Below are 19,894 nucleotides of genomic sequence, written 5' to 3'. Positions count from 1 at the left end.
TGCGGACCGCAAGACCGGAGGTGTGCTCAGGCGGTTTCCACCAGTGCCAGATCCGGCGTCGTATGGCCATGTTTGGCAAAGCAGATCAGGTTGGCACCGCCGGTGATTTTACGCACCCAGATCGAATGGGTTGTGCCGTCGTTGAGGGTGATGACCTTGCCCGACAGGGCGCTAGGGTCGGATTGGGCGATATTCTGGCTGATCTGTGTCCAATCCTGAGGGCCAGCGCTGGCAGTTTGCCAGAGGGTCAGGTGGTTGGCTAGATCCTGTGGATTAGCGTCTCCGGACGGGTTGGTCCATTGCTGATCATAGGCGGCATTGGTGAATTGCACTGTGCCATCGGGGCCGAAAACTGCGATCGGTTGGATGAATTGGTCCAGCACCGATTGGTTCAGTGCCATATCTGCGCGGAACTGACGGCTGAGCATAATGGCTGCGCTGATATCTTCAAACAGGAAGACAATCGCTCCGTCGGGATGAGGACGTCCTGACACCCGATACATCTGGCCGGAGGGCAGCGTCCATGTCTCCATATACCTGCCATCGGCGGCGGCGTCGATCAGGGTGGCCAGGTCGGCGTGCCACGTGTGATAATCGCGCGGCTCTGGCATCACTTGCGCATCGCGTAGCGCATCGAAGAAACTGCGCAGATCCGGCTGTCGCGCGAGAAATGCGGGCGCAAGGCCAGTCATATCGGTCAGGGCCGGATTGAACAGGCTGAGGTTGCGGTTGCGGTCAAACACTGCCAAGCCGATAGAAAGCTGGGCAAAGGTTTTGGTCAGAGTTTGCACAAACTCGGCCTGTGTCTTTTCACTCTGGACGATGGCGTTGATGTCGGTGGCGTAATGCATGGTGTGCAGATCGCTGCGTACGGCCTTCACCTCATACCACAGGGTTTCGGCACCCGGGCTAAGGGTGACACAGGCGCGGTAGCGGTCAGCCTGCGGTCCGCTGCGGTTGGTATCACTGAACAGCTCAGGGTAGGTAACGCCACGGGGGCCGCGCTGAACGGTGCGGCCGCAGGCCTGCATCAGGTCCTGATATGCGCGGTTCGTCCATAGGATGCGACCATTCGTTGTGGTCTGCCAGATCGGATATGGCGCATAGTTTACCGCCGCACGCATCCGCGCCAGCTGACTTTCCCAGCCGCGCTGCTGAAATAGTTCCAGTGTAGTAAGGGCAAGGATCGGTTTTTCCAGAAGTGTGATCCGCAGACGATGGCCCGCAGCTTCGATAAACAGACGGGAGGCCGGACCAGCGTCTTGCGATTCGAGGATCATCGGCAAGGTTGCGGTCTCTTGTGGGGGCGCTTCGGGTAGGTTGGGGAAGCGTGTTGCCAGTACTTCATGCAACGTGGACCATGATCGGCTTTCTATCCCATAGGCCTGGAAAAATGGTTCTGCGGATTGGCTTACATCAACTATAGTATTGTTATCAAAAAGGAAAACTGCCCTTGCAGGTGCGGTTGACGGTTGCGCTACCGCCTTTGGTGCAGGGCGACGGGATGCGAGTGCACTGATCACAGACACCAGGCCTGAAATCACACAAATAACAGCGATATCTGTAAACTCGATCATTGCACCCCCTTAATTTGCACCATTAAGGGTTGTGTCAGAAGGTTAACAAAAGGTTAATGCGCCGTTTATTCGGTTGCTGAATAACGGTATGTCTCCAGAGTATCGTGATACTTCAGCGGGAAATAAGGCTGTCAGATTTGCAAAGGCTGGTTTGGGCCGAGGTAGCCATCCCCCGCCGTGTCCGGCTGACCGTCGATCTTGACCCGGGGCCAGATAACCTCGACCACGGCGCCGCATCTTTCCATGTCGCTGGGCAGAGGGTCAAAAGGATCATGGGCGTTGGCAAAGCTCAACTCGGCGCCCGAGCGTTCCAGCAGCGTCTTGGCGATGAACAGGCCCAGACCCATGCCTTCATATTCGGGCCGCTGTTTGGTGCTGTCGGCCTGACGCCGACGCCGCATCAGCGGGTCTCCGATGCGACCGATCAGATGGGGTGGGTAGCCTTTGCCGTCGTCCATGATGCGCACGGAAATGCGTTCCTCAGACCATTCAGCCTCTACCCAGACCTGCGCGGCGGCGAAATCAACACCATTCTGGATCAGATTGCGCAACCCATGGATCACCTCTGGCCGACGCAGGATGATGGGTTGATCCGTGCCGTCATAATCATCGGATGCGCAATGGACGTCGAAATGCACCGTTTTGCCGCGGTCCAGATGCGGTTCGGCCGCCTCGCGCAGGACGGTTTCCAGGGGCGCGCGTTTGAGGTGCAGGTCGTCTTTGCCAGCGCGGCCCATAGACCGCATGATGTCACGGCAACGATCGGCCTGTTCGCGGATCAGGCGGGCGTCCTCTTGTAGATCTGGGCGATCATCCAGATCCTCTATCAATTCGGCACTGGTCAGTTTGATGGTGGCCAGCGGCGTGCCCAGCTCATGGGCTGCAGCTGCGACGACACCGCCGATATCCGTTAGTTTCTGTTCACGGCTGAGCGCCATATAGGTGGCCTGTAGCGCGTCTGACATGGCGTGCATTTCGGCGGTCACGCGGCGCGCATAAACCCCCATGAACAGAACCGCGATCACAATTGCCATCCAGTTGCCAAAGACAAAGATATCAGGCACCTCAAGTACCTTGCCATCAAGTGTGCGCAGTGGCAGGTGAAATTCGGTCAGCAAGGTCACTGCCAGCAGCGTGGTGCTGCCAAGGAAGATCGTCGCGCGGGGTGAAAACGCCGAAGCCGATACCACAACAGGGCCGATGATTAGCATCGAAAATGGATTGTGCAGACCGCCGGTCAGGTAAAGAAGCAGTAAAAGCTGCACCAGATCGAACAGCACCATCAGTAGGTTTTCGGTTTCCGTCAGGCGTTTGGATTCAGGGAAGATCGACATGGCAATCAGGTTGCCGATGACCGACACCGAAATCACCAAAAGGCATAGCCCGACCTCCAGATCCAATCCCAGCACCTGCTGGGCGACAAGTATTGCCATCAGCTGACCGCTGATCGCCCCCCAGCGCAGCCATGTGATGGTGCGCAATTTGATCCAGTTGCCACGATTGTGATCCTTCAGGATATCAAATCCGCCGTCTGTCATTTGCCTGTGCGCCTTCGTCCCGTTGATCTTTGTCAGTAGCTGTTAAATATGCACCTAAGACCAATCATATGTTGCCGCACCTATAAAGGAAAACCAAATGAACCGCGCCTTGATCGCCTCGACTGCTGCCGTTGCTGCCCTCGCCCTCTTGGGAGGAACGTATTACGTCACGATGCGCACCGGTGACGCCTTGGCAGAGTGTCGCGCCTCGTCTGTTGCTGGGGCCGCGATTGGTGGGCCGTTTGAATTGGTCAACGCCGAAGGCCAGACGGTGACCGAACGCGATGTGATCACTGCGCCAACGCTGATTTATTTCGGCTATACCTTCTGCCCCGACGTGTGCCCCTTTGACGCGGCCCGCAACGGTGAGGCCGTGACCCTACTGGAAGAGCGTGGCCACACCATCAATTCTGTGTTCATTTCGGTCGATCCTGATCGCGATACGCCGGAAACTGTCAGCGATTACGCCAGCTACATGCACCCCCGTATGGTCGGCCTGACTGGCAGTCCTGAACAGGTTAAAGTGGCGTCGAAGGCATATAAAACTTACTATAAAAAACAACAGCCTGAGGATGGGGATGAAGAATATTATCTGGTCGACCACTCCACCTTCACCTATCTGATGTTCCCAGAGACCGGATTTGCCGAGTTCTACCGCCGCGAAGCAACGGCAGAGCAAATTGCTAATTCGGTTGAGTGCTTTATCGAGAATAAGTGACCCGCAGTTCAGGGCAGAGGTTTGACGAGGCCGAATGGCGCCTATAGAACCATTAAAAACAAGACGCGCGAAGGTAGATAGAACATGGCAGATCCGTTGCTAGACATTGGCGAAGACAAGACGCTGTTGTTGCTTGATGACGATGAGCCGTTTCTGAAACGATTGGCGAAGGCGATGGAAAAACGTGGTTTCGAGGTTGAGACCGCCGGTTCTGTCGCTGCGGGCAAGGCCATCGCCACCGCGCGTCCCCCGGCCTATGCCGTCTGTGACCTGCGCCTAGAGGATGGCAATGGTCTGGATGTGGTTGAGGTGCTGCGTGAAAAGCGCCCCAATTGCCGCGTTGTCGTGCTGACCGGCTATGGCGCGATTGCAACCGCTGTAGCTGCGGTGAAAATCGGCGCGACGGATTATCTGTCGAAACCTGCAGATGCCACTGACATCACCAATGCTTTGCTGGCCAACGGTGATGAACTGCCGCCGCCGCCTGAAAACCCGATGAGTGCCGATCGCGTGCGTTGGGAACACATCCAGCGCGTCTATGAGCTGTGTGACCGCAATGTGTCGGAAACCGCACGGCGCCTGAACATGCACCGCCGCACTCTGCAGCGCATTCTGGCCAAACGCAGCCCGCGCTGAGCGAAGGCGCCGCTGACCCAGCGGGTACCGATTTAGATGTCCCATCCAATAAACAGCTGGGCCGTGTCGTTCCGCCAAATGGGGCGGCGCTGAGACTCTACGCCTCAGAGATTTGAAAGGCCGGATCAATCCAAATCAAAGCGAGTCAGCATCTGGTTGACCTGCTGACCATTGGCCAGCGTCACATTCTCTAGCAGTTGATAGTCGCGAAAGCCGCGACTTTGATAGTAAGCGCGGCCGCCGGCGTTGTCGGTTCGGATGCAGGCGCAGATCCAGTCATAGCCCAGATCTCGCGCCGCCTGTGCGGTGGCGGTGAACAGCGCTGATCCCACCCCCAGTTGTTGACGCCCCTGCCCGACAAATGTGGCGATATCGCAGGCTTCTGGTGGCAGGCCGGAATAAGGATTGATGTGCTGGAAACCGGCGATCTCCCCGCCCACCTCTGCTACAAACCACGCGGATCGGTCTGCATCTTGTCCAATCATCGCCGCCATATCCTGTGCGCTGACCGGCGCGGTCATCGCAGTGGTGCCCCCTGCCCTGATGATCGCTGACAACAGCTGCGCCATCGGGCCGGTGTCAAAGGTGGCAGGTTGCCGTATGGTGGGATCAGAGCGCATTCAGCAGCGTCTGGTGACGTGTGGTGAAATCACCACGCACCTCAACGGGTGGACGCAGGCGTATGGTCAGCCCATCGATCAACGCGGGATCGACCTTGCCAAAGAATTTGTTCGCTTCTGCCTCTGTGAAACCAGCGATTTGGGTAGCTTCCATCCAGGCACTGACCTTATCGGCCCGTTTGATCTGGCGTTTGACCTTCACCGGAATTGTGGCAGGCAGGCCGAACCGGATGTGGATCGCGGCAGTCAGGCGTTTATCCAGATCATCGTAACCGGCTCCAACAGCCGCCTTTACTGGTGAAATCATGTCCCCGATGACATATTCCGGCGCATCATGCAGCAGCGCGGCGAGATGCCATTTGGTGGGTTGGCCGGGATACATTCGACCATAAAGCGTCTCGACCAGCAGCGAGTGTTCGGCGACCGAATAGGCGAAATCCCCTGCTGTCTGCCCGTTCCAGCGCGCGACGAAAGCCAGACCGTGGGCGATATCCTCAATCTCTACATCCACAGGAGTCGGGTCGAGGAGGTCAAGGCGGCGGCCAGACAGCATGCGTTGCCATGCGCGGGTTTTTTTCGGGGGCATTTCAGCGGTGTCCTTTGGTGTGGACCCTAGCAGTAGCGCCCTGCCCTGCACCGTGCAACGCTGCGCACTGCTTGTCATGAATGTTTCAAGTCTGCCACGGCGATGTGTTGGCCTGTTATGACGCTATATCTCGTAATGAGACCACTTTTCCCCTATATATAGTATAGACGGCCGGGCAGGTGGTCCGGTCGCATCAACGACCATGACCTGAAAGGAAGACCGATGTTCAAACGTCTCATCTCGACTGCGGTAATCTTTGGCACCGCTGCTCTCGCCCCACCCGCCACTGCGCAGAGCGCTGATAGTATCAGCTGTATGACTCGTGAGGTTCTTATTGATAACCTCAGCAAACGCTATGGCGAGGATCTCTTGGGCCGCGGCCTGCAGACCCCGCAAACCCTGCTCGAAATCTGGAGTTCGGATAGTACCGGCAGTTTCACCATTTTTGTCACCAACCCTGATGGGCAGGCTTGTATTGTGGCCACTGGCAAGAACTGGATTGGCTACGACCTGCCGCTGAAAGGCGTTTCCAGCTAAATGCCTCTGTGATCATTCTGGTTTTTAAGGGTTTTTTCCGCACGAGTAATCTCTTTTTGGGGGCAAGCCCCCCAAAAGTATGGGGGTAAAAATATGCCCGTATTTCCAGAAACTTAGCCCTGGATTTTAGAGATTACGGCGGCGTCAATTGATCGTCGTCTGTCAGAAAATACGTCATTTTCCCGTCATCTCCCCATAAGAGAGCGCGAAAAAAAACCTGTACCTGTCGTACTCTTTATATGAACCCGATGCCTGTCCCTTCCCTCCTCCCTACAGGCACCGCATCCCCTCCTCCGCGTTGTGCTGGACGGCATCGGGTTCAAACCAAGGAGTGTTGTTTTATGAGTAAAAAGGCCCCCCTTCCGAAAACCATCCTGACCTTGGCGGCGCTTGCGCTGACCGCCCTGCCCCAGATGGCTATTGCACAGCCCCTTAGTGAGGCCAGTGCGCAGTCCCCCAAGTGTTTTCCGCGCACCGTGCTGATCGAAAAGCTGCAAAGCCGCTATAGCGAACAACTGTCCGGTGGTGGATTGCAGAATGCCAAGCAGTTGCTAGAGGTCTGGACATCGCCGAAAACTGGCAGTTTTACCGTTTTTATCACCCGTGCAGACGGGATGGCTTGCATCATGGCGACCGGTCAGAACTGGTCTTCTATGGCTGTGACCAATGCTAAAGGTGTAAAAAGCTAGTAAAGAATAGGTCATTCCGCCTAAAGACAAGTTGCCGGGTGGGGGGGGCAGTGCTATCTGCCTTGCCAAACTTGGTATGAGGAACCTCGCAGATGGCGAACGACTATATTGTTAAGGACATCAGCCTTGCCGACTTTGGCCGCAAAGAGCTGGACATTGCTGAAACCGAAATGCCGGGCCTGATGGCGCTGCGGGAAGAGTACGGCGAAGAGTTGCCGCTGAAAGGCGCTCGCATCGTTGGATCGCTGCACATGACCATTCAGACCGCCTGTCTGATTGAAACGCTGGTGGCGCTTGGCGCGGACGTGCGCTGGGCATCCTGCAACATTTTCTCCACCCAGGATCACGCGGCAGCGGCGATCGCGGCGGCGGACATTCCGGTGTTTGCGATCAAAGGTCAGTCCCTGGAAGAGCATTGGGATTACCTCGACAAATCCTTCATGTTTGCCGAAGGCCCGAACATGATCCTTGACGATGGGGGCGACGCGACGCTGTACGTCCTGCTGGGCGCACGCGCCGAAGCGGGTGAAGATATCATCCCCGTACCGCAGTCCGAGGAAGAAGCGGTGATCAAAGCGCAGATCGCCAAGCGTATGGCGGCAAGCCCCGGCTGGTTCACCAAGACTCGCGATGCGATCATGGGCGTGTCAGAGGAAACCACCACTGGTGTGCACCGTCTGTATGAATTGCAGAAAAACGGTCAGCTGCCGTTCCCTGCGATCAACGTAAACGACAGCGTGACCAAGTCGAAGTTCGACAACAAATATGGCTGTAAGGAATCGCTGGTCGACGGTATTCGCCGCGCGACTGACACTATGCTGGCCGGTAAGGTTGCTGTGGTTTGCGGTTATGGCGACGTTGGCAAAGGCTCCGCCGCATCGCTGCAAGGGGCTGGTGCCCGTGTGAAAGTGACCGAAGCGGATCCGATCTGTGCCCTGCAGGCTGCAATGGACGGATTTGAGGTTGTCCTGCTGGAAGAGGCGCTGGACGCAGATGTGTTCATCACCACCACCGGTAACAAAGACATCATCCGCATCGAACATATGCGTGCGATGAAAGATATGGCGATCGTTGGCAACATCGGTCACTTCGACAACGAAATTCAGGTTGCTGCGCTGAAAAACCACAAGTGGACCAATATCAAGGATCAGGTTGACATGATCGAGATGCCTTCGGGCGCGCGGATCATCCTCTTGTCCGAAGGTCGCTTGCTGAACCTTGGCAATGCTACTGGCCACCCATCGTTCGTGATGTCGGCGTCTTTCACCAACCAGGTGCTGGCGCAGATCGAACTGTTTACCAAAGGCGACAGCTACAACAATGAGGTCTACATTCTGCCCAAGCATCTGGATGAGAAAGTGGCCGCGCTGCACCTCGCCAAAGTGGGCGCGAAGCTGACCAAGCTGACCTCGGAACAGGCGTCCTACATCGGCGTCACACCCGAAGGTCCGTTCAAGCCGGAACACTACCGCTATTAAGCGGCACATGGGCAGGGGGATCTGATGAAACGTCACCTGCTGCCTCTATATATTCTGCTGTCGGCGGTCCTTTGGGCCGCCGCTGGCGTTTCTGCTGCTGCCGATCCCACACCGCTTAAGGGCGGGGATGAAGAGATCCGATATTACGATGTTTCTTCACTGAAATTGCACAACATTCGTCGTGAGCTGACCCGCAAGGGGCCGCGTGGCTATTGGGCTTATGCGCAGTGGTGGGTGTCGTGGACAGCACAATGTGAAGTAACGTTGACTTTGACCATCGACATGCCGCGCCACACCCGTCTGGATGATATGCCAGCAGATCTGCGCCGCGAATGGTTGCGGATGACGGATGCGCTATTGAAGCATGAACGGATGCATCTGGATCACGGCAGGCAGGCGGCAGCTGCGGTTGCCGCGGATAAGTGCCAGACTCCTTATGAGATTATCGACCACTGGGCGGCAGAAGACGTAGAGCTGGACCGCCGTACCAATCATGGCCGCGCGGACGGCGTTTATCTGCGATAAATCTCTCACGGTTGGGCACGGGGGAAATTTTGGCGCAAATTTTCCTTTTGGCGATGCGGTTACCTCCGCTACCGTTACCCTGCCTTTTCGGGGCGGGATTTTAACAGGCACGGGGCAGGGCGCGTGGATGTAGCCTGAGCCTTCAGCCAATTTCAGGAGAAGATGATGGGAAAACGGGACGATTTGATTGCGCAATATGCAGAAGACCTGCGCCAGAAGTGCGGTATGGAACCCGATATGGACCTGCTGACCAAAGTGACCATTGGTTGTGGTCCAGCGATCTATAATGCTGATGCCTCCACCGTGGCGGCCAGTCAGCCAGCGGAGCTGGAGACGGTTAAAAACAATTTCCTCATCAAGAAGTTGGCGCTGGAAGACGGCCCTGCGCTGATGGATGCGATCAACAGTGTGATTGAAACCTATGGCCGGTCCGAGCGGAACAAGTACCGCGCCGTGGTTTACTATATGCTGGTCAAACACTTTGGCAAAGAAGCGCATTACGCCTGATTTGCTGTGTTTCTGTAACGCATTGAAACAATGTGCCGCCTTCGGGCGGCGCTTTCCTGCTGGGGTGCTGGACAGGTGGCAATGCTGCGCCTAGGAAGGCGCCAAAGCGATATATAGCGAAAGTTCTTACAGTGACACAATCTGCGGCAAAGGCATCTGCACCGAAACGTTCCCTTTTTGGCACCGATGGTGTGCGGGGGCTGACCAATACCCATCCGATGACTGCTGAAATGGCGATGCGGCTGGGCGCCGCTGCGGGCCGGTATTTTCGCCGCGATCAGAATGAACACCGCGTGGTGATCGGCAAGGATACCCGTCTGTCAGGCTATATGCTGGAAAACGCGCTGACCGCTGGTTTTACCTCGACGGGGATGAACGTCTTGCTGCTTGGCCCGATGCCGACACCGGCGGTGGGTTTCCTGACCCACTCCATGCGCGCCGACGTGGGGGTGATGATTTCCGCCAGCCACAATCAGGCCTATGACAATGGGATCAAGTTCTTTGGTCCCGATGGCTTTAAACTGTCCGATAAGGCAGAGGTAGAGATTGAGCGTATCCTGAACGAAGGTGCCCGTCTGGCTGCACCTGAAAATATCGGCCGGGCCAAGCGGATTGACGACGCACTGGGTCGCTATGTGGAATATGCCAAAACCACCTTCCCTAACGCGCTGCGCCTTGATGGCCTGCGTGTGGTGCTAGATTGCGCCAATGGTGCCGCCTACAAAGCCGCGCCTGCAATCCTGTGGGAGTTGGGGGCAGAGGTGATCCCTGTGGGTGTTACCCCCAACGGCCACAACATCAACGACAATTGCGGCTCCACCAGCACTGCCACTGCAGCGGCGAAGGTCCGTGAAGTGCGTGCCAATCTGGGCATTTGTCTGGATGGCGATGCGGACCGCATCATCATTCTGGATGAAAAAGGCAATGTCGCGGATGGTGATCAGATTATGGCGTTGATGGCCAAGAGTTGGCAGCGTGACGGGCGGTTGCGCGGTGACACGCTGGTGGCCACGGTGATGTCTAACCTTGGTATGGAAAACCACCTGCGGGACAATGGTATCCATTTGGAACGCACCTCTGTTGGCGACCGCTATGTTGTAGAAAACATGCGTAAAAACGGCTTCAATCTGGGTGGTGAACAATCCGGTCACATCGTGATGACCGATTACGCCACGACTGGAGATGGTCTGCTGGCTGGCCTGCAGTTCATGAAGGAAATGGTCGAAACCGGTAAAAAAGCCAGCGAGCTGGCGCAGGTCTTTACGCCTGTGCCGCAGATCCTGCGCAATGTGCGCTACATCTCAGGCAAAGCGCCGCTGGACAGTGATCAGGTGCAGTCTGTGATTGCCGCTGGTGAAAAGGCGCTGGAAGGTGACGGTCGCCTGCTGATCCGCAAATCCGGAACTGAGCCACTGATCCGCGTAATGGGTGAGGCTAACGATCAGGCCAAGCTGGATGAGGTAATCACCAGCATCTGTAAGGCCGTGCAGTCTGCGGCGTCTTAAACCAGCGCCAGAACCGTTCCGATCACCGTGCAGCTGATGGCGGCATAGCCGCCGTCAATCACCATCAACGCGACGGGACGGCCGGCAAACGTGTAGTTTGTGACAATCCAAGGGCAGGCCAGAAACAGGCCTGCGCCCAATCCGGCCAGTGCGCTTTCCCCGATGCCCTCAATGCCTGACAGGCCAAAGATGTGGCGCATCATCCCCGCCACAATTACCGCGCACAGCAGGGAGACCATATAGGGCAGGGGGTTGCTGCGATTGGCGGGCTGGCCTTCGGCATCAGTGGCGACGCCAGAGGCTGTGACCCAGATCCGCGACAGGCTCATGTACCAGATGGCCCCGAACATATAGCTGGCCGCCGCCGCTGCGATTACGGATAGAAATTCCATCGCGCCTCTCCCTTTTCTTCGGTGTTGTTAGGCTTACTTTACGTAACCTACAGGAGAGCCCTACCAGACGGTAGGAGATTCGCCGCCGAGCGCAGGTTCCGATTTATTCTGCCCATTCAGGCACGCCGGCCATCTGACAGATCAGCGCCCATTCTTCGGCTGCCACAGGCTGCACCGACAGGCGTGGGCTTTTGACAAGTGGCATATTTGCCAGTCGTTCCTCTGCCTTGATCTCTTCCAGCGTGACAGGATGTTTCACCGGGCCAAGGGCGCGTATATCGACGCATTCCCAGCGAGGATCATCGGTAGAGCTGTCAGGATGCGCTTCGGCGCAGACCTCAATAATGCCGACGACCGCCTTTTCTTTTTGGGAATGATAGAAAAAACCACGGTCGCCAATCTTCATATCGCGCATGAAATTGCGCGCTTGGTAGTTGCGCACGCCATCCCACTCCTCGCCCGCGTCGCCTTTGGCAACTTGCTGGGACCAGCCCCACGTATCGGGTTCGGATTTGAACAGCCAGTAGCGCATCAGCCGATCACCCGGTTCCATGCGATCAGTTGCACATCGGCGAACAGGCCCGCCTGTGCATAAGGATCCGCTGCGGCCCATGCCTCTGCGGCGGTCATGTTTTCGACGTCCAGAATAACGAGTGACCCGCACATTTCGCCCGCATCATCCAAAAGCGGCCCGGCCTGAGCAACCACGCCAGTGCTTTTCAGGTAGGCAACATGGGCGTCTCGGTTAGCTTTGCGGATTTCCAGCGCACCGGGTTTATCTTTGCCAATCAGGGCGATGAACATGGTTATTCCTCCTTCAAGGGACGTGAGAGCAACCCGTTGATCAGATCGCTAAGGTCGTATTTGCCTGACAGTAGCGCGACCACAGCCGCAGTAATAGGCATATCAATTTGCATTGCGTCGGCACGGTTCTGTACGGCGCGCGCGGTGGCGGCCCCTTCTACCGTGACGGAGGTGTCGAAGCCGTCGCCACGGCCCAGCGACAGGCCAAAACGGTAGTTGCGCGATAGCTCAGAAGTGCAGGTTAGAGTCAGATCGCCGAAGCCTGAAAGCCCCGCCAGCGTTTCTACCTGCGCCCCCAATGCCAGCGCCATACGCTGCATTTCCGCATAGCCGCGTGTCATGATCGCCGCGCGCGCACTGTCGCCAAGGCCGGCGCCCATCACGGTGCCAGCGGCGATGGCAATCACGTTTTTCAATGCCCCACCCAATTCCGCGCCAGTGGTATCGGTGGTGCGGTAAAGGCGCAAGGCAGGGGTGCTGATCTGTTCTTGTAAGGTTGCGCCAAGGTCTGCATCAGCGCAGGCCAGTGTGATCGCGGTGGGTAGACCGCGTGCAATGTCAGCGGCAAAGCTGGGGCCGGTCAGCACCGCGGGCGTGGCGCTGGGGACCAGTTCTGCGATCAACGCTGTAGGGCCAAGGCCGGTGGACAGCTCCACCCCTTTGCAGCAGGCGACCAGCGGGCGATGTGCCAGCGTTGTGCTATGGTCCTGAATCATCATACGCAGTTTCTGCATCGGGATTGATAGCAGTATGGGCACATCGGCAGGGATGTCGGTGATGTCAGCGGTCACGCGCAATGTGGCGGGGAAGGGGAGGCCGGGCAGGCGGCGGTTGTTTTCGCGTGCCTCTGCCATTTCCACTACATGGTCAGCGTCTCGCGCCCACAAGAGTACCTCGGTCCCCTTCGCCGCAATGGAAATCGCCAGTGCGGTGCCAAAGGCGCCGGATCCGCAAACAGCTATCATGCCTTTGCTCCCTTCTTCCCCGATCCCAGCAGTGCGGGCGCGGTTTTGTCCAGCGGCCAGCGCGGGCGGGCGGCCAGTGTCATGTCGTCGGTGTGGCCCAGACGAAATCGCTCTATCCCTGCATAGGCGATCATCGCAGCATTATCGGTGCACAATGCCAGGGGTGGCGCGGTAAAGTCTGTGTCGTGGTCGGCGCAGACCTGTTCGAGACGAGCACGTATGGTTTGGTTGGCGGCAACACCACCGGCGACGGCGATGGTTGGGGTGGCAGGATCTTCTGCCAGATACAGCGCCAGTGCGCGGCGGGTTTTTTCTGCCAGCACATCAGTCACTGCGGCCTGAAAACTGGCGGCCAGATCGCAGCGGTCCTTTTCCGTCAGCCCGCCTTTGGCTGCCACAACCTCATCCCGTGCGCGCAGGATCGCGGTTTTCAGGCCGGAGAATGACATGTCACACCCTGCCCGATCCAGCAGCGGGCGCGGCAGACGCCAACGTTTGGGATCGCCGGATTTTGCCGCTTGTTCCACCGATGGGCCGCCCGGTTGCGGCAGGCCCAACAGGCGCGCGGTTTTATCAAACGCCTCGCCCGGTGCATCATCAATGGTGCCGCCAAGGCGGGTGAACTGCTCTGGTCCGTGGGCGATCAGAAACTGGCAATGCCCGCCAGAAACCAAGAGCATCAAGTAGGGAAAGGCTGTCTGGTCCGTCAGCCGTGGTGTCAGTGCGTGACCCGCGAGATGGTTTACCCCCACCAGTGGTTTGCCGGTCGCGGCAGACAGCCCCTTGGCGCACATAACACCGGACAACACGCCGCCGATCAACCCGGGGCCAGCGGTGACAGCGATGGCGTCGATCTGGTCAAAACTCACGTTGGCCTGATCCATTGCCTGACGCACACAAAAATCGATTTTTTCCGCATGGGCGCGGGCGGCGATTTCGGGCACCACACCACCAAAGGCGGCGTGCAGGTCGGTCTGGCCATAAACGGTAGAGGCTAGGATCTCTGGCATTTCACCTGTCTGATCGCGTACCACGGCGGCGGCTGTGTCGTCGCAGCTGCTCTCCAGACCCAGAACTGTCAGTGTATCCGTCACGGTGCCCATGTCCCAATCGTTGCAAGACTATCGTAAGGCAGGTAACACCGCAAAGAGGCTCAAACAATCCCGGCAGGCAAAATGGTACAGCTCTTGTTGACCCGGCCACAGGCAGACAGCGCCCGCTTTGCCGCCCAATTGCAGGCCGCAGCAGTGGAGGCGGTTCCAATGATCGCGCCCCTGATGCGGATCGAGAGGCTGCCTGTGCCAGAACTGTCAGGGGATCAGGCAGTGATCTTCACCTCTCGCAACGGGGTGTGGGCGTTGCCGGATGGGGCAGGGCGGCTGGCCTATGTTGTAGGCGCGGCAACTGACGCAGCGGCACAAAAGGCCGGATATATCACACGCGTAGCCGACGGGGATGCAGAGGCGCTGTTCCGGCGGATTATGGCCGATCATGCGGCGGGCACCTTTCAGGGTGGTTTGCACCACATTCGCGGCCGTCATGCACGCGGCAATCTGGCCGCACGTTTGACCGATGCAGGGGTGCCTACGGAAGAAACGGTTGCCTATGAACAGGTCGCCCAACACTTTGATTCTGAAATAGAAAAGCGCCTGCAAAGCCATGAAAACCTGATGGTTGCGTTGTTTTCTCCGCGCAGCGCGTCGCTGTTTGCCGCGGAATGCCAGCGCATCGAGGTGCGCGCACCGCTCACAGTTGCGGCCTTCAGCCCCGCAGTGGCAGAGGCGCTGGGCCCCTTGCCCGTGGTGCAATGCGATGTCCTGCCCAAACCGGAGACTTCTTTGATGATTGACACCCTCAGCCGACAGTTGCGTAATCTACGGCGACTTGAGGGTGAAATCTAAGGCGTTTAGCTTTACATCTGTAGACAGTTCATTTTTTCAGAATCGAAAGGAAGGCCCAGGTGTCCGATCCCAAGACCTCCGACGATGGCCAGATTGATGGCCAAGTTGTTGAGACCGACGAGACAACCCGCGATCAAGAGACAGCCGATCAAGACACGGCAGATGTCACTGACGCTGACGCAGAGGGGGCTGAAGAGGGTGATGGCGCTGTAGAGGCATCGCAGGACACAGAGGCATCGCCTGAGGCCGCAGAGGATGCAGCCCAAGAGGCATCCGAAGAGAGCCTGCCCGACGAAGCGAATGCCGCGGATGTAGAGCCGGTAAAGGCTGAGGACATCGCCGAAGCGGTTGAGGCAGATGAAACCGCATCCGAAGCATCTGAGGTGTCGGGGTCTGCACCTGCTGCACCCTCGCCAGCCCCCGCAAAACGCGGCGGCTTTGTGCCGATGGTTCTGGGTGGTGTGATTGCTGCCGCGATCGGTGCCGGCGCCGCGCTGACCCTGTTTCCCAATGGGCTGAGCAACGCTGAAGATCCGGTGCAGGCGCAGATTCTTGCCGATCTGGAGGCGCAGAAACAAGCGGTCGCCGCTTTGCAGGGCCAATTGACGGCGCAGCTGGCGGATGCAGAGGAAAGTGCTGAAATTGCAGCGTTGAACGATGCACTGTCTGTCCAAACTGCACAACAGGCTGAACAGCAGACGCGTATCGAAATGCTGTCGCAGCTGGTGGGCGATCTGGAAAAGCGTCCTCTTGATAGTGTTTTGGCGCCCGAAGCGATCGCAGCTTACCAGCGTGAACTGACCGGTCTGCAAGAGGCGATGGCGCTGCAACGGGCTGAGGTTGAGGAAAAACTTGCCGTTTCTGCCGCACAGGCGCAGACGGCTGCGTCGCGTGATGCCTTGATCCTGTTGGATCAGGCTTTCGTCGAAGGCACTGCATTGGCGCCCGGTCTGGATGCGCTGGCCGCCGCCGGTCAACCGGTGCCTGCCGCGCTGAGCGCTGTGCGTGGCGGTGTACCCAGCCTTGCCGGGCTGCAGGAGGCTTTCCCCGATTTGGCACGTCAGGCACTGGCGGCAGAGCGGGCGAATGGTAGTAGCTCTGGCGCTGTGAGCTTCCTCAAAGAACAGTTGGGTGTCCGCTCCCTGACCCCGCAGGATGGGGATGACGCCGATGCGGTTCTGTCGCGTGTGGAGGCTGCGCTGAAAGCCGGTGATCTGTCTGCGACATTGGCTGAAGTAGAAGCGCTGCCAGAGGCGGCAGCGGCTGTTCTGGCGCCTTGGGGGGCCTCGGTCGCGCAAACCCAAGCCGCTGAAACAGCACTGGCCGATCTGCGCCAGTCCCTGAAGACCAACTGAGGAGGATCCTATGCTGTGGTCGCTTACTAAAATTGTTGTTTTTGTCCTCTTCGTTGCTGCTGTCACGCTGGGCGCGGATTACCTGATGCAAATCGACGGCGGTGTGCGCATCGCTTTTGGTGGGGTTGAGTTGACCTTGACGCCGCTTAGTACCGCAATCGGTCTACTGGTTCTGGTCACCGCGCTGTGGGTGCTGCTGAAATTGGCGTCCCTCACGGTCGCGGTGTTGAAGTTTATCAATGGTGATGAAACTGCGCTGAGCCGCTATTTTGATCGCAACCGCGAACGCAAGGGCTATCAGGCGCTGACCGACGGGATGATGGCATTGGCGTCGGGTGAACCACGCGCCGCTATGCGTCAGGCTGGCAAGGCAGAGAAGTTTCTGCGCCGTCCTGAGCTGACCAACCTCCTGACTGCGCAGGCGGCAGAGATGGCAGGCGATAGCAAAAAGGCCGAAGAAGTCTATAAACGCCTGTTGAAGGATGACAGTACCCGTTTCGTCGGTGTGCGCGGCATCATGAATCAGAAACTCGCTGCGGGCGAGGATGAGGTGGCGCGCCAACTGGCCGAAAAGGCGATCGCGCTGCGACCCAAACATCAGGGGGTCCAAGACACACTGCTCGATCTGCAAACCCGTGCGCAGGATTGGTCTGGTGCGCGTAACACTCTGACGCTGAAGCTGAAACAGGGCACCCTGCCGCGTGATGTTCACAAGCGTCGTGATGCGGTTCTGGCCCTGTCCGAGGCGCAGGCGATTTTGGCCGAGGGTCAGGACGCTGCCGCCCTAGAGGCTGCGGTGGAGGCAAATCGTCAGTCCCCAGATCTGGTGCCTGCTGCCGCATTGGCTGCGCGTAACATGATTGAAAAAGGACAGGCTCGCAAAGCTGCCAAACTGATAAAGAAAACATGGGCCGCACAGCCCCATCCCGATCTGGCCGCGGCCTTTGCGGCGATTGCACCGGATGAGGATCCGGCGGCGCGCCTGAAACGGTTCCAGCCGCTGCTGCGCCTGATGCCCGATCATCGCGAAAGCCGTCTGGTGCTGGCCGAACTGAACATTGCAGCCGAAGATTTCCCCGCCGCCCGCAAGGCGCTGGGCGATCTGGTGGACCGCGATCCCGACAGTCGTGTGTTGACCGTGATGGCCGCCGTTGAACGTGGCGAAGGCGCATCGGATACTGTGGTCAAGGCACGCTTGACGCAGGCTCTGTCCGCCCCGCGTGGCCCACAGTGGGTTTGTGGCAACTGTCACAACATCCACAGCGACTGGGCGCCGGTTTGCGGCAACTGTCAGGCCTTTGACACGCTCAGCTGGCAGGTGCCGCCGGCGGGGAGCGAGGGTACAGGCGACAGCGTGACCGGTGTGGACATGCTGCCCCTGATCGTCGGCGTGGTTGAGGACCAGTCGGACGCGCCTGAAGAGTTGCCTGAGGCAGAGATTATCCCGCTGACCACAGATGAGGTAGAGGTGGTTGATGCAGAGGTTGCTAACGCAGCTGATCCCGATGAGGCGCCGCAGAAAATGGCCGCCAATGAGGGATCAAAATAGGTCTTTTCCCAGACCCGGCGGGGTGCTATAGCCCCGCCACCAAAGTGCCTCAATAGCTCAGCTGGTAGAGCAGGTCCTTCGTAAGGACAAGGTCGGGGGTTCGAGTCCCTCTTGAGGCACCATTTTGCTTTCTGACGTTGATAGAAACTGCAACGCCTTGAAAGGTAAGGTCGTTTCTCTAGTTCGAAGTCCCGTTTCGCGGCACACGTCAATAGGTGCTGCAAAGGCCAACCTTAAGACCGTTCTTTTCAGTTCGTAGGATCCTTTTTCCCATATGTTCCAAGGACTTGAGAGGAACTGCATTGTAAGTTCGAACATCTTGTCAAAATTTTCCTCAGAAGCGTCGCGATCCAACAGTTTTTCTTCCAGAATAGCTGTTTCTGAACGCAGTTCGGCAATCCGCGTTTCGTACGCCAGAGCCGTTTCCTCATGTTGAGTTCGAGCTGCGCGGTCGAGCAACGAACTTACCTCGGCATCGATTTGCCTTAAGCGAGTTCGATGTCTCGTCGCCTCCTCCTTGGAGTTGGATTTATAGCGACCCCAAGCATCTCTGAACATTTCGCTGGCGAGTTCGAACGTCTTTTCTGTCGGCGTAAGACTCTTTAGAAGCCCCTCAAATTCGGCTTCCAGTTTGCCTCTGGCGATTGACTTGCCGCGTTGGCTGCAACCTCTATGGTGACAAAGGTAATAGGGGTAGCGTTTTCCGGTGCCGCTCTTCGACCAACAAGATGTGAGACTATAACCACATTCGTTGCAGGTCAGAAAACCACGCAGGATAAAATCCCGGTCAAGGTTTTTACGAGCAGGCGCGACCTTCTTACCCTCCAAGCGATCCTGATTGATCAGGTACGTTTCATAGGAAATCAAAGGTTCATGTTGTGCCTTGGTAAGCGGCACACCCCAATCCGCCTTTTCCAAATAACCTGCATAAACCAACCGTGTAAGCAGGGCCGTTACGCGATCAAACTTAATCTCCGTGGACCCACGATGACGTGGGAACTCAGGCTTGCTGTCCAAGAAGCGCTTAACCTCTGCTTGGCTCTGAAATCGTCCAGAGGTGAAGCCGTCCAGAGCTTCTTGGATAATCGATGCTTCAGGTTCCTTGCGGACCAAGAGCTTACCGCCACCGGGGGCTTTGGTGTACTGATATCCAATCGGTGCCGAAAAGGTCCAATATCCGTTTTTTCGACGTGCAATGGTTCGCGTCTTAGATAGCTCCGCGTTCTTCTCCCGGTCGCGGGATGCCAACAAGGCCCAGAGCATCTCCAAAAATCGACTTTCTGCATCGACACCACATTTGGTCTTTGGGCTGTCGATTGCAGCGCCTGCGGTCATGATCTTGTTGCGTAGTTCGGTATGAGCGCCAACGTCTCGAGCAAACCTCGACACGCCATCGACGATCACCATGTAGTCCCGGGCGTCGACGCGGTTCAAGAAAGCCAAAAGCATGTTCATGCCGGGGCGGTTCGAACTGGCCCCTGAGATGACGTCCGTGAAAACATCTTCCACCGCCATGCCACACTGCTGAGCATAATCACGACAGCTTCGTTCTTGACTGGAAAGGCCTGCACCATCCATGGTCTGTTTCACTGAGGAAACTCGGCAATAGATGACGCATTTCGCCCGCTTCTGTTGGTTTTTTTCAAACATGGGCGGCACCTTCAAATTCAGGATTCTGTTTGGCAGAGAGAGGCCGGTGTTCAGAGATAGAGACTATTTCAGCTCCGGCAGCTTGAACGGGATGTACGCCATATCCAAGGTCGACAAATGCTACAATCACTGTCCATAGGGCCTGAACGAAGTCCTTTCGTTGTTCGTCTGATAAATTGTTCTCATCAAGGTATCCTTGATAGCGTTCTACGTCGATCTCGAGCTTCTTGCCACTCAGGTGCCGACGGTTCCTTGCCTCAACGAAGTCGATGATTTTTCCATGGTTCAATTCGTTCTCCATGTTCGAACTCTCCTTGGATTTAGATCAGGTTTGCGCCATGAAATCGCGCTATTACAAATGG

At 57.4% G+C, this 19,894-nt stretch carries 21 protein-coding genes, 1 tRNA gene and 1 pseudogene; 12 read left to right on the top strand and 11 right to left on the bottom strand.

All coding sequences use genetic code 11. The features are described from left to right. Positions 1-26 precede the first annotated feature (26 nt). Positions 27-1,352 carry a PAS-domain containing protein gene (locus tag MHM86_RS10190; RefSeq protein WP_239198777.1) on the bottom strand — a complete coding sequence of 442 codons (1,326 nt, stop codon included), beginning with the start codon at positions 1,350-1,352 and terminating at the stop codon, positions 27-29. Positions 1,353-1,708: 356 nt separating this feature from the next. After that, positions 1,709-3,115 (bottom strand): sensor histidine kinase RegB, encoded by a 1,407-nt coding sequence (regB, locus tag MHM86_RS10185; protein ID WP_239198774.1) that lies wholly within the window; start codon positions 3,113-3,115, stop codon positions 1,709-1,711. A gap of 97 nt (positions 3,116-3,212) precedes the next feature. Here regB and MHM86_RS10180 point away from each other — a divergent pair, with 97 nt between their 5' ends. Both MHM86_RS10180 and MHM86_RS10175 read left to right on the top strand, forming a co-directional pair. Continuing rightward, the gene (locus MHM86_RS10180; protein ID WP_239198771.1) at positions 3,213-3,833 is read left to right on the top strand and encodes an SCO family protein; all 621 of its coding nucleotides are present in this window, start codon (positions 3,213-3,215) and stop codon (positions 3,831-3,833) included. Positions 3,834-3,917: 84 nt separating this feature from the next. Continuing rightward, a complete protein-coding gene (locus tag MHM86_RS10175; protein ID WP_239198768.1) occupies positions 3,918-4,469 on the top strand; it encodes an ActR/PrrA/RegA family redox response regulator transcription factor in 552 nt (183 codons plus the stop codon). A 125-nt stretch (positions 4,470-4,594) separates the two neighbouring features. Here MHM86_RS10175 and MHM86_RS10170 read toward each other — a convergent pair whose 3' ends face one another. Next, on the bottom strand, positions 4,595-5,089 hold the full coding sequence (locus MHM86_RS10170; protein WP_239198765.1) for a GNAT family N-acetyltransferase: 495 nt from the start codon (positions 5,087-5,089) through the stop codon (positions 4,595-4,597). Further along, positions 5,079-5,675, bottom strand: a complete 597-nt coding sequence (locus tag MHM86_RS10165) for an HD family hydrolase (protein ID WP_239198762.1) — start codon at positions 5,673-5,675, stop codon at positions 5,079-5,081. Before MHM86_RS10165 ends, MHM86_RS10170 begins: the two co-directional genes overlap by 11 nt. 222 nt (positions 5,676-5,897) lie before the next feature. On the opposite strand from MHM86_RS10165, the gene MHM86_RS10160 reads away from it, so the two are divergent. The 6 genes from MHM86_RS10160 to glmM all read left to right on the top strand — a co-directional run bounded on the left by MHM86_RS10160 (position 5,898) and on the right by glmM (position 10,916). Next, a complete protein-coding gene (locus MHM86_RS10160) occupies positions 5,898-6,212 on the top strand; it encodes a hypothetical protein (RefSeq protein ID WP_239198759.1) in 315 nt (104 codons plus the stop codon). A gap of 341 nt (positions 6,213-6,553) precedes the next feature. Further along, positions 6,554-6,901 carry a hypothetical protein gene (locus MHM86_RS10155; protein ID WP_239198756.1) on the top strand — a complete coding sequence of 116 codons (348 nt, stop codon included), beginning with the start codon at positions 6,554-6,556 and terminating at the stop codon, positions 6,899-6,901. 92 nt (positions 6,902-6,993) lie between these two features. After that, on the top strand, positions 6,994-8,379 hold the full coding sequence (ahcY, locus tag MHM86_RS10150) for an adenosylhomocysteinase (RefSeq protein WP_239198753.1): 1,386 nt from the start codon (positions 6,994-6,996) through the stop codon (positions 8,377-8,379). Positions 8,380-8,403: 24 nt separating this feature from the next. Beyond that, positions 8,404-8,904, top strand: coding sequence for a DUF922 domain-containing protein (locus MHM86_RS10145; protein ID WP_239198750.1), 501 nt, complete (start codon positions 8,404-8,406; stop codon positions 8,902-8,904). 165 nt (positions 8,905-9,069) lie between these two features. Further along, the gene (locus MHM86_RS10140) at positions 9,070-9,411 is read left to right on the top strand and encodes a DUF2853 family protein (RefSeq protein WP_239198747.1); all 342 of its coding nucleotides are present in this window, start codon (positions 9,070-9,072) and stop codon (positions 9,409-9,411) included. A gap of 218 nt (positions 9,412-9,629) precedes the next feature. Next, entirely contained in the window at positions 9,630-10,916 is a 1,287-nt protein-coding gene (glmM, locus tag MHM86_RS10135) for a phosphoglucosamine mutase (protein ID WP_239199648.1), read from the top strand. On the opposite strand, the gene MHM86_RS10130 is transcribed toward glmM, so the two are convergent. The 5 genes from MHM86_RS10130 to tsaD form a co-directional block, all read right to left on the bottom strand. Continuing rightward, a complete protein-coding gene (locus MHM86_RS10130) occupies positions 10,913-11,308 on the bottom strand; it encodes a DUF1761 domain-containing protein (RefSeq protein ID WP_239198744.1) in 396 nt (131 codons plus the stop codon). The genes glmM and MHM86_RS10130 overlap by 4 nt on opposite strands. A 103-nt stretch (positions 11,309-11,411) precedes the next feature. Further along, positions 11,412-11,840 (bottom strand): EVE domain-containing protein, encoded by a 429-nt coding sequence (locus tag MHM86_RS10125; RefSeq protein ID WP_239199646.1) that lies wholly within the window; start codon positions 11,838-11,840, stop codon positions 11,412-11,414. Further along, a complete protein-coding gene (locus MHM86_RS10120; protein ID WP_239198741.1) occupies positions 11,840-12,112 on the bottom strand; it encodes a YciI family protein in 273 nt (90 codons plus the stop codon). Before MHM86_RS10120 ends, MHM86_RS10125 begins: the two co-directional genes overlap by 1 nt. 2 nt (positions 12,113-12,114) lie before the next feature. Beyond that, entirely contained in the window at positions 12,115-13,077 is a 963-nt protein-coding gene (locus MHM86_RS10115; protein WP_239198738.1) for an NAD(P)H-dependent glycerol-3-phosphate dehydrogenase, read from the bottom strand. Then, positions 13,074-14,171, bottom strand: coding sequence for a tRNA (adenosine(37)-N6)-threonylcarbamoyltransferase complex transferase subunit TsaD (tsaD, locus tag MHM86_RS10110; protein ID WP_239199644.1), 1,098 nt, complete (start codon positions 14,169-14,171; stop codon positions 13,074-13,076). Before tsaD ends, MHM86_RS10115 begins: the two co-directional genes overlap by 4 nt. 81 nt (positions 14,172-14,252) lie before the next feature. On the opposite strand from tsaD, the gene MHM86_RS10105 reads away from it, so the two are divergent. From MHM86_RS10105 to MHM86_RS10090, 4 genes are all read left to right on the top strand, one after another. Further along, on the top strand, positions 14,253-14,978 hold the full coding sequence (locus MHM86_RS10105) for a uroporphyrinogen-III synthase (protein ID WP_239198735.1): 726 nt from the start codon (positions 14,253-14,255) through the stop codon (positions 14,976-14,978). A 59-nt stretch (positions 14,979-15,037) separates the two neighbouring features. After that, on the top strand, positions 15,038-16,333 hold the full coding sequence (locus MHM86_RS10100; protein WP_239198732.1) for a COG4223 family protein: 1,296 nt from the start codon (positions 15,038-15,040) through the stop codon (positions 16,331-16,333). Positions 16,334-16,343: 10 nt separating this feature from the next. Beyond that, positions 16,344-17,882, top strand: a complete 1,539-nt coding sequence (locus MHM86_RS10095) for a heme biosynthesis protein HemY (protein ID WP_239198729.1) — start codon at positions 16,344-16,346, stop codon at positions 17,880-17,882. 46 nt (positions 17,883-17,928) lie between these two features. Then, a tRNA-Thr gene (locus MHM86_RS10090) sits at positions 17,929-18,004 on the top strand. A 499-nt stretch (positions 18,005-18,503) separates the two neighbouring features. Here the strand turns inward: MHM86_RS10090 and MHM86_RS17145 are convergent. Beyond that, positions 18,504-19,532: pseudogene (locus tag MHM86_RS17145) on the bottom strand (recombinase family protein); the annotation flags it as partial. Then, entirely contained in the window at positions 19,525-19,833 is a 309-nt protein-coding gene (locus MHM86_RS10085) for a hypothetical protein (protein WP_239198726.1), read from the bottom strand. The pseudogene MHM86_RS17145 and the gene MHM86_RS10085, both read right to left, overlap by 8 nt. Positions 19,834-19,894: the final 61 nt, after the last annotated feature.

Source organism: Thalassobius sp. Cn5-15, assembly GCF_022347685.1.
In the GTDB taxonomy this organism is placed as follows: domain Bacteria; phylum Pseudomonadota; class Alphaproteobacteria; order Rhodobacterales; family Rhodobacteraceae; genus Thalassobius.
The sequence above is the reverse complement of the archived record's forward strand: the minus strand, read 5'-3'. Positions and strand labels throughout refer to the sequence as shown.

Excerpts from the sequence above, each read along its gene's own strand:
- regB (WP_239198774.1), bottom strand. The coding sequence starts at position 3,115 with ATGACAGACGGCGGATTTGATATCCTGAAGGATCACAATCGTGGCAAC.
- MHM86_RS10180 (WP_239198771.1), top strand. The coding sequence starts at position 3,213 with ATGAACCGCGCCTTGATCGCCTCGACTGCTGCCGTTGCTGCCCTCGCC.
- MHM86_RS10175 (WP_239198768.1), top strand. The coding sequence starts at position 3,918 with ATGGCAGATCCGTTGCTAGACATTGGCGAAGACAAGACGCTGTTGTTG.
- MHM86_RS10170 (WP_239198765.1), bottom strand. The coding sequence starts at position 5,089 with ATGCGCTCTGATCCCACCATACGGCAACCTGCCACCTTTGACACCGGC.
- MHM86_RS10165 (WP_239198762.1), bottom strand. The coding sequence starts at position 5,675 with ATGCCCCCGAAAAAAACCCGCGCATGGCAACGCATGCTGTCTGGCCGC.
- MHM86_RS10160 (WP_239198759.1), top strand. The coding sequence starts at position 5,898 with ATGTTCAAACGTCTCATCTCGACTGCGGTAATCTTTGGCACCGCTGCT.
- MHM86_RS10155 (WP_239198756.1), top strand. The coding sequence starts at position 6,554 with ATGAGTAAAAAGGCCCCCCTTCCGAAAACCATCCTGACCTTGGCGGCG.
- ahcY (WP_239198753.1), top strand. The coding sequence starts at position 6,994 with ATGGCGAACGACTATATTGTTAAGGACATCAGCCTTGCCGACTTTGGC.
- MHM86_RS10145 (WP_239198750.1), top strand. The coding sequence starts at position 8,404 with ATGAAACGTCACCTGCTGCCTCTATATATTCTGCTGTCGGCGGTCCTT.
- MHM86_RS10140 (WP_239198747.1), top strand. The coding sequence starts at position 9,070 with ATGGGAAAACGGGACGATTTGATTGCGCAATATGCAGAAGACCTGCGC.
- glmM (WP_239199648.1), top strand. The coding sequence starts at position 9,630 with ATGACTGCTGAAATGGCGATGCGGCTGGGCGCCGCTGCGGGCCGGTAT.
- MHM86_RS10130 (WP_239198744.1), bottom strand. The coding sequence starts at position 11,308 with ATGGAATTTCTATCCGTAATCGCAGCGGCGGCGGCCAGCTATATGTTC.
- MHM86_RS10125 (WP_239199646.1), bottom strand. The coding sequence starts at position 11,840 with ATGCGCTACTGGCTGTTCAAATCCGAACCCGATACGTGGGGCTGGTCC.
- MHM86_RS10120 (WP_239198741.1), bottom strand. The coding sequence starts at position 12,112 with ATGTTCATCGCCCTGATTGGCAAAGATAAACCCGGTGCGCTGGAAATC.
- MHM86_RS10115 (WP_239198738.1), bottom strand. The coding sequence starts at position 13,077 with ATGATAGCTGTTTGCGGATCCGGCGCCTTTGGCACCGCACTGGCGATT.
- MHM86_RS10105 (WP_239198735.1), top strand. The coding sequence starts at position 14,253 with ATGGTACAGCTCTTGTTGACCCGGCCACAGGCAGACAGCGCCCGCTTT.
- MHM86_RS10095 (WP_239198729.1), top strand. The coding sequence starts at position 16,344 with ATGCTGTGGTCGCTTACTAAAATTGTTGTTTTTGTCCTCTTCGTTGCT.
- MHM86_RS10085 (WP_239198726.1), bottom strand. The coding sequence starts at position 19,833 with ATGGAGAACGAATTGAACCATGGAAAAATCATCGACTTCGTTGAGGCA.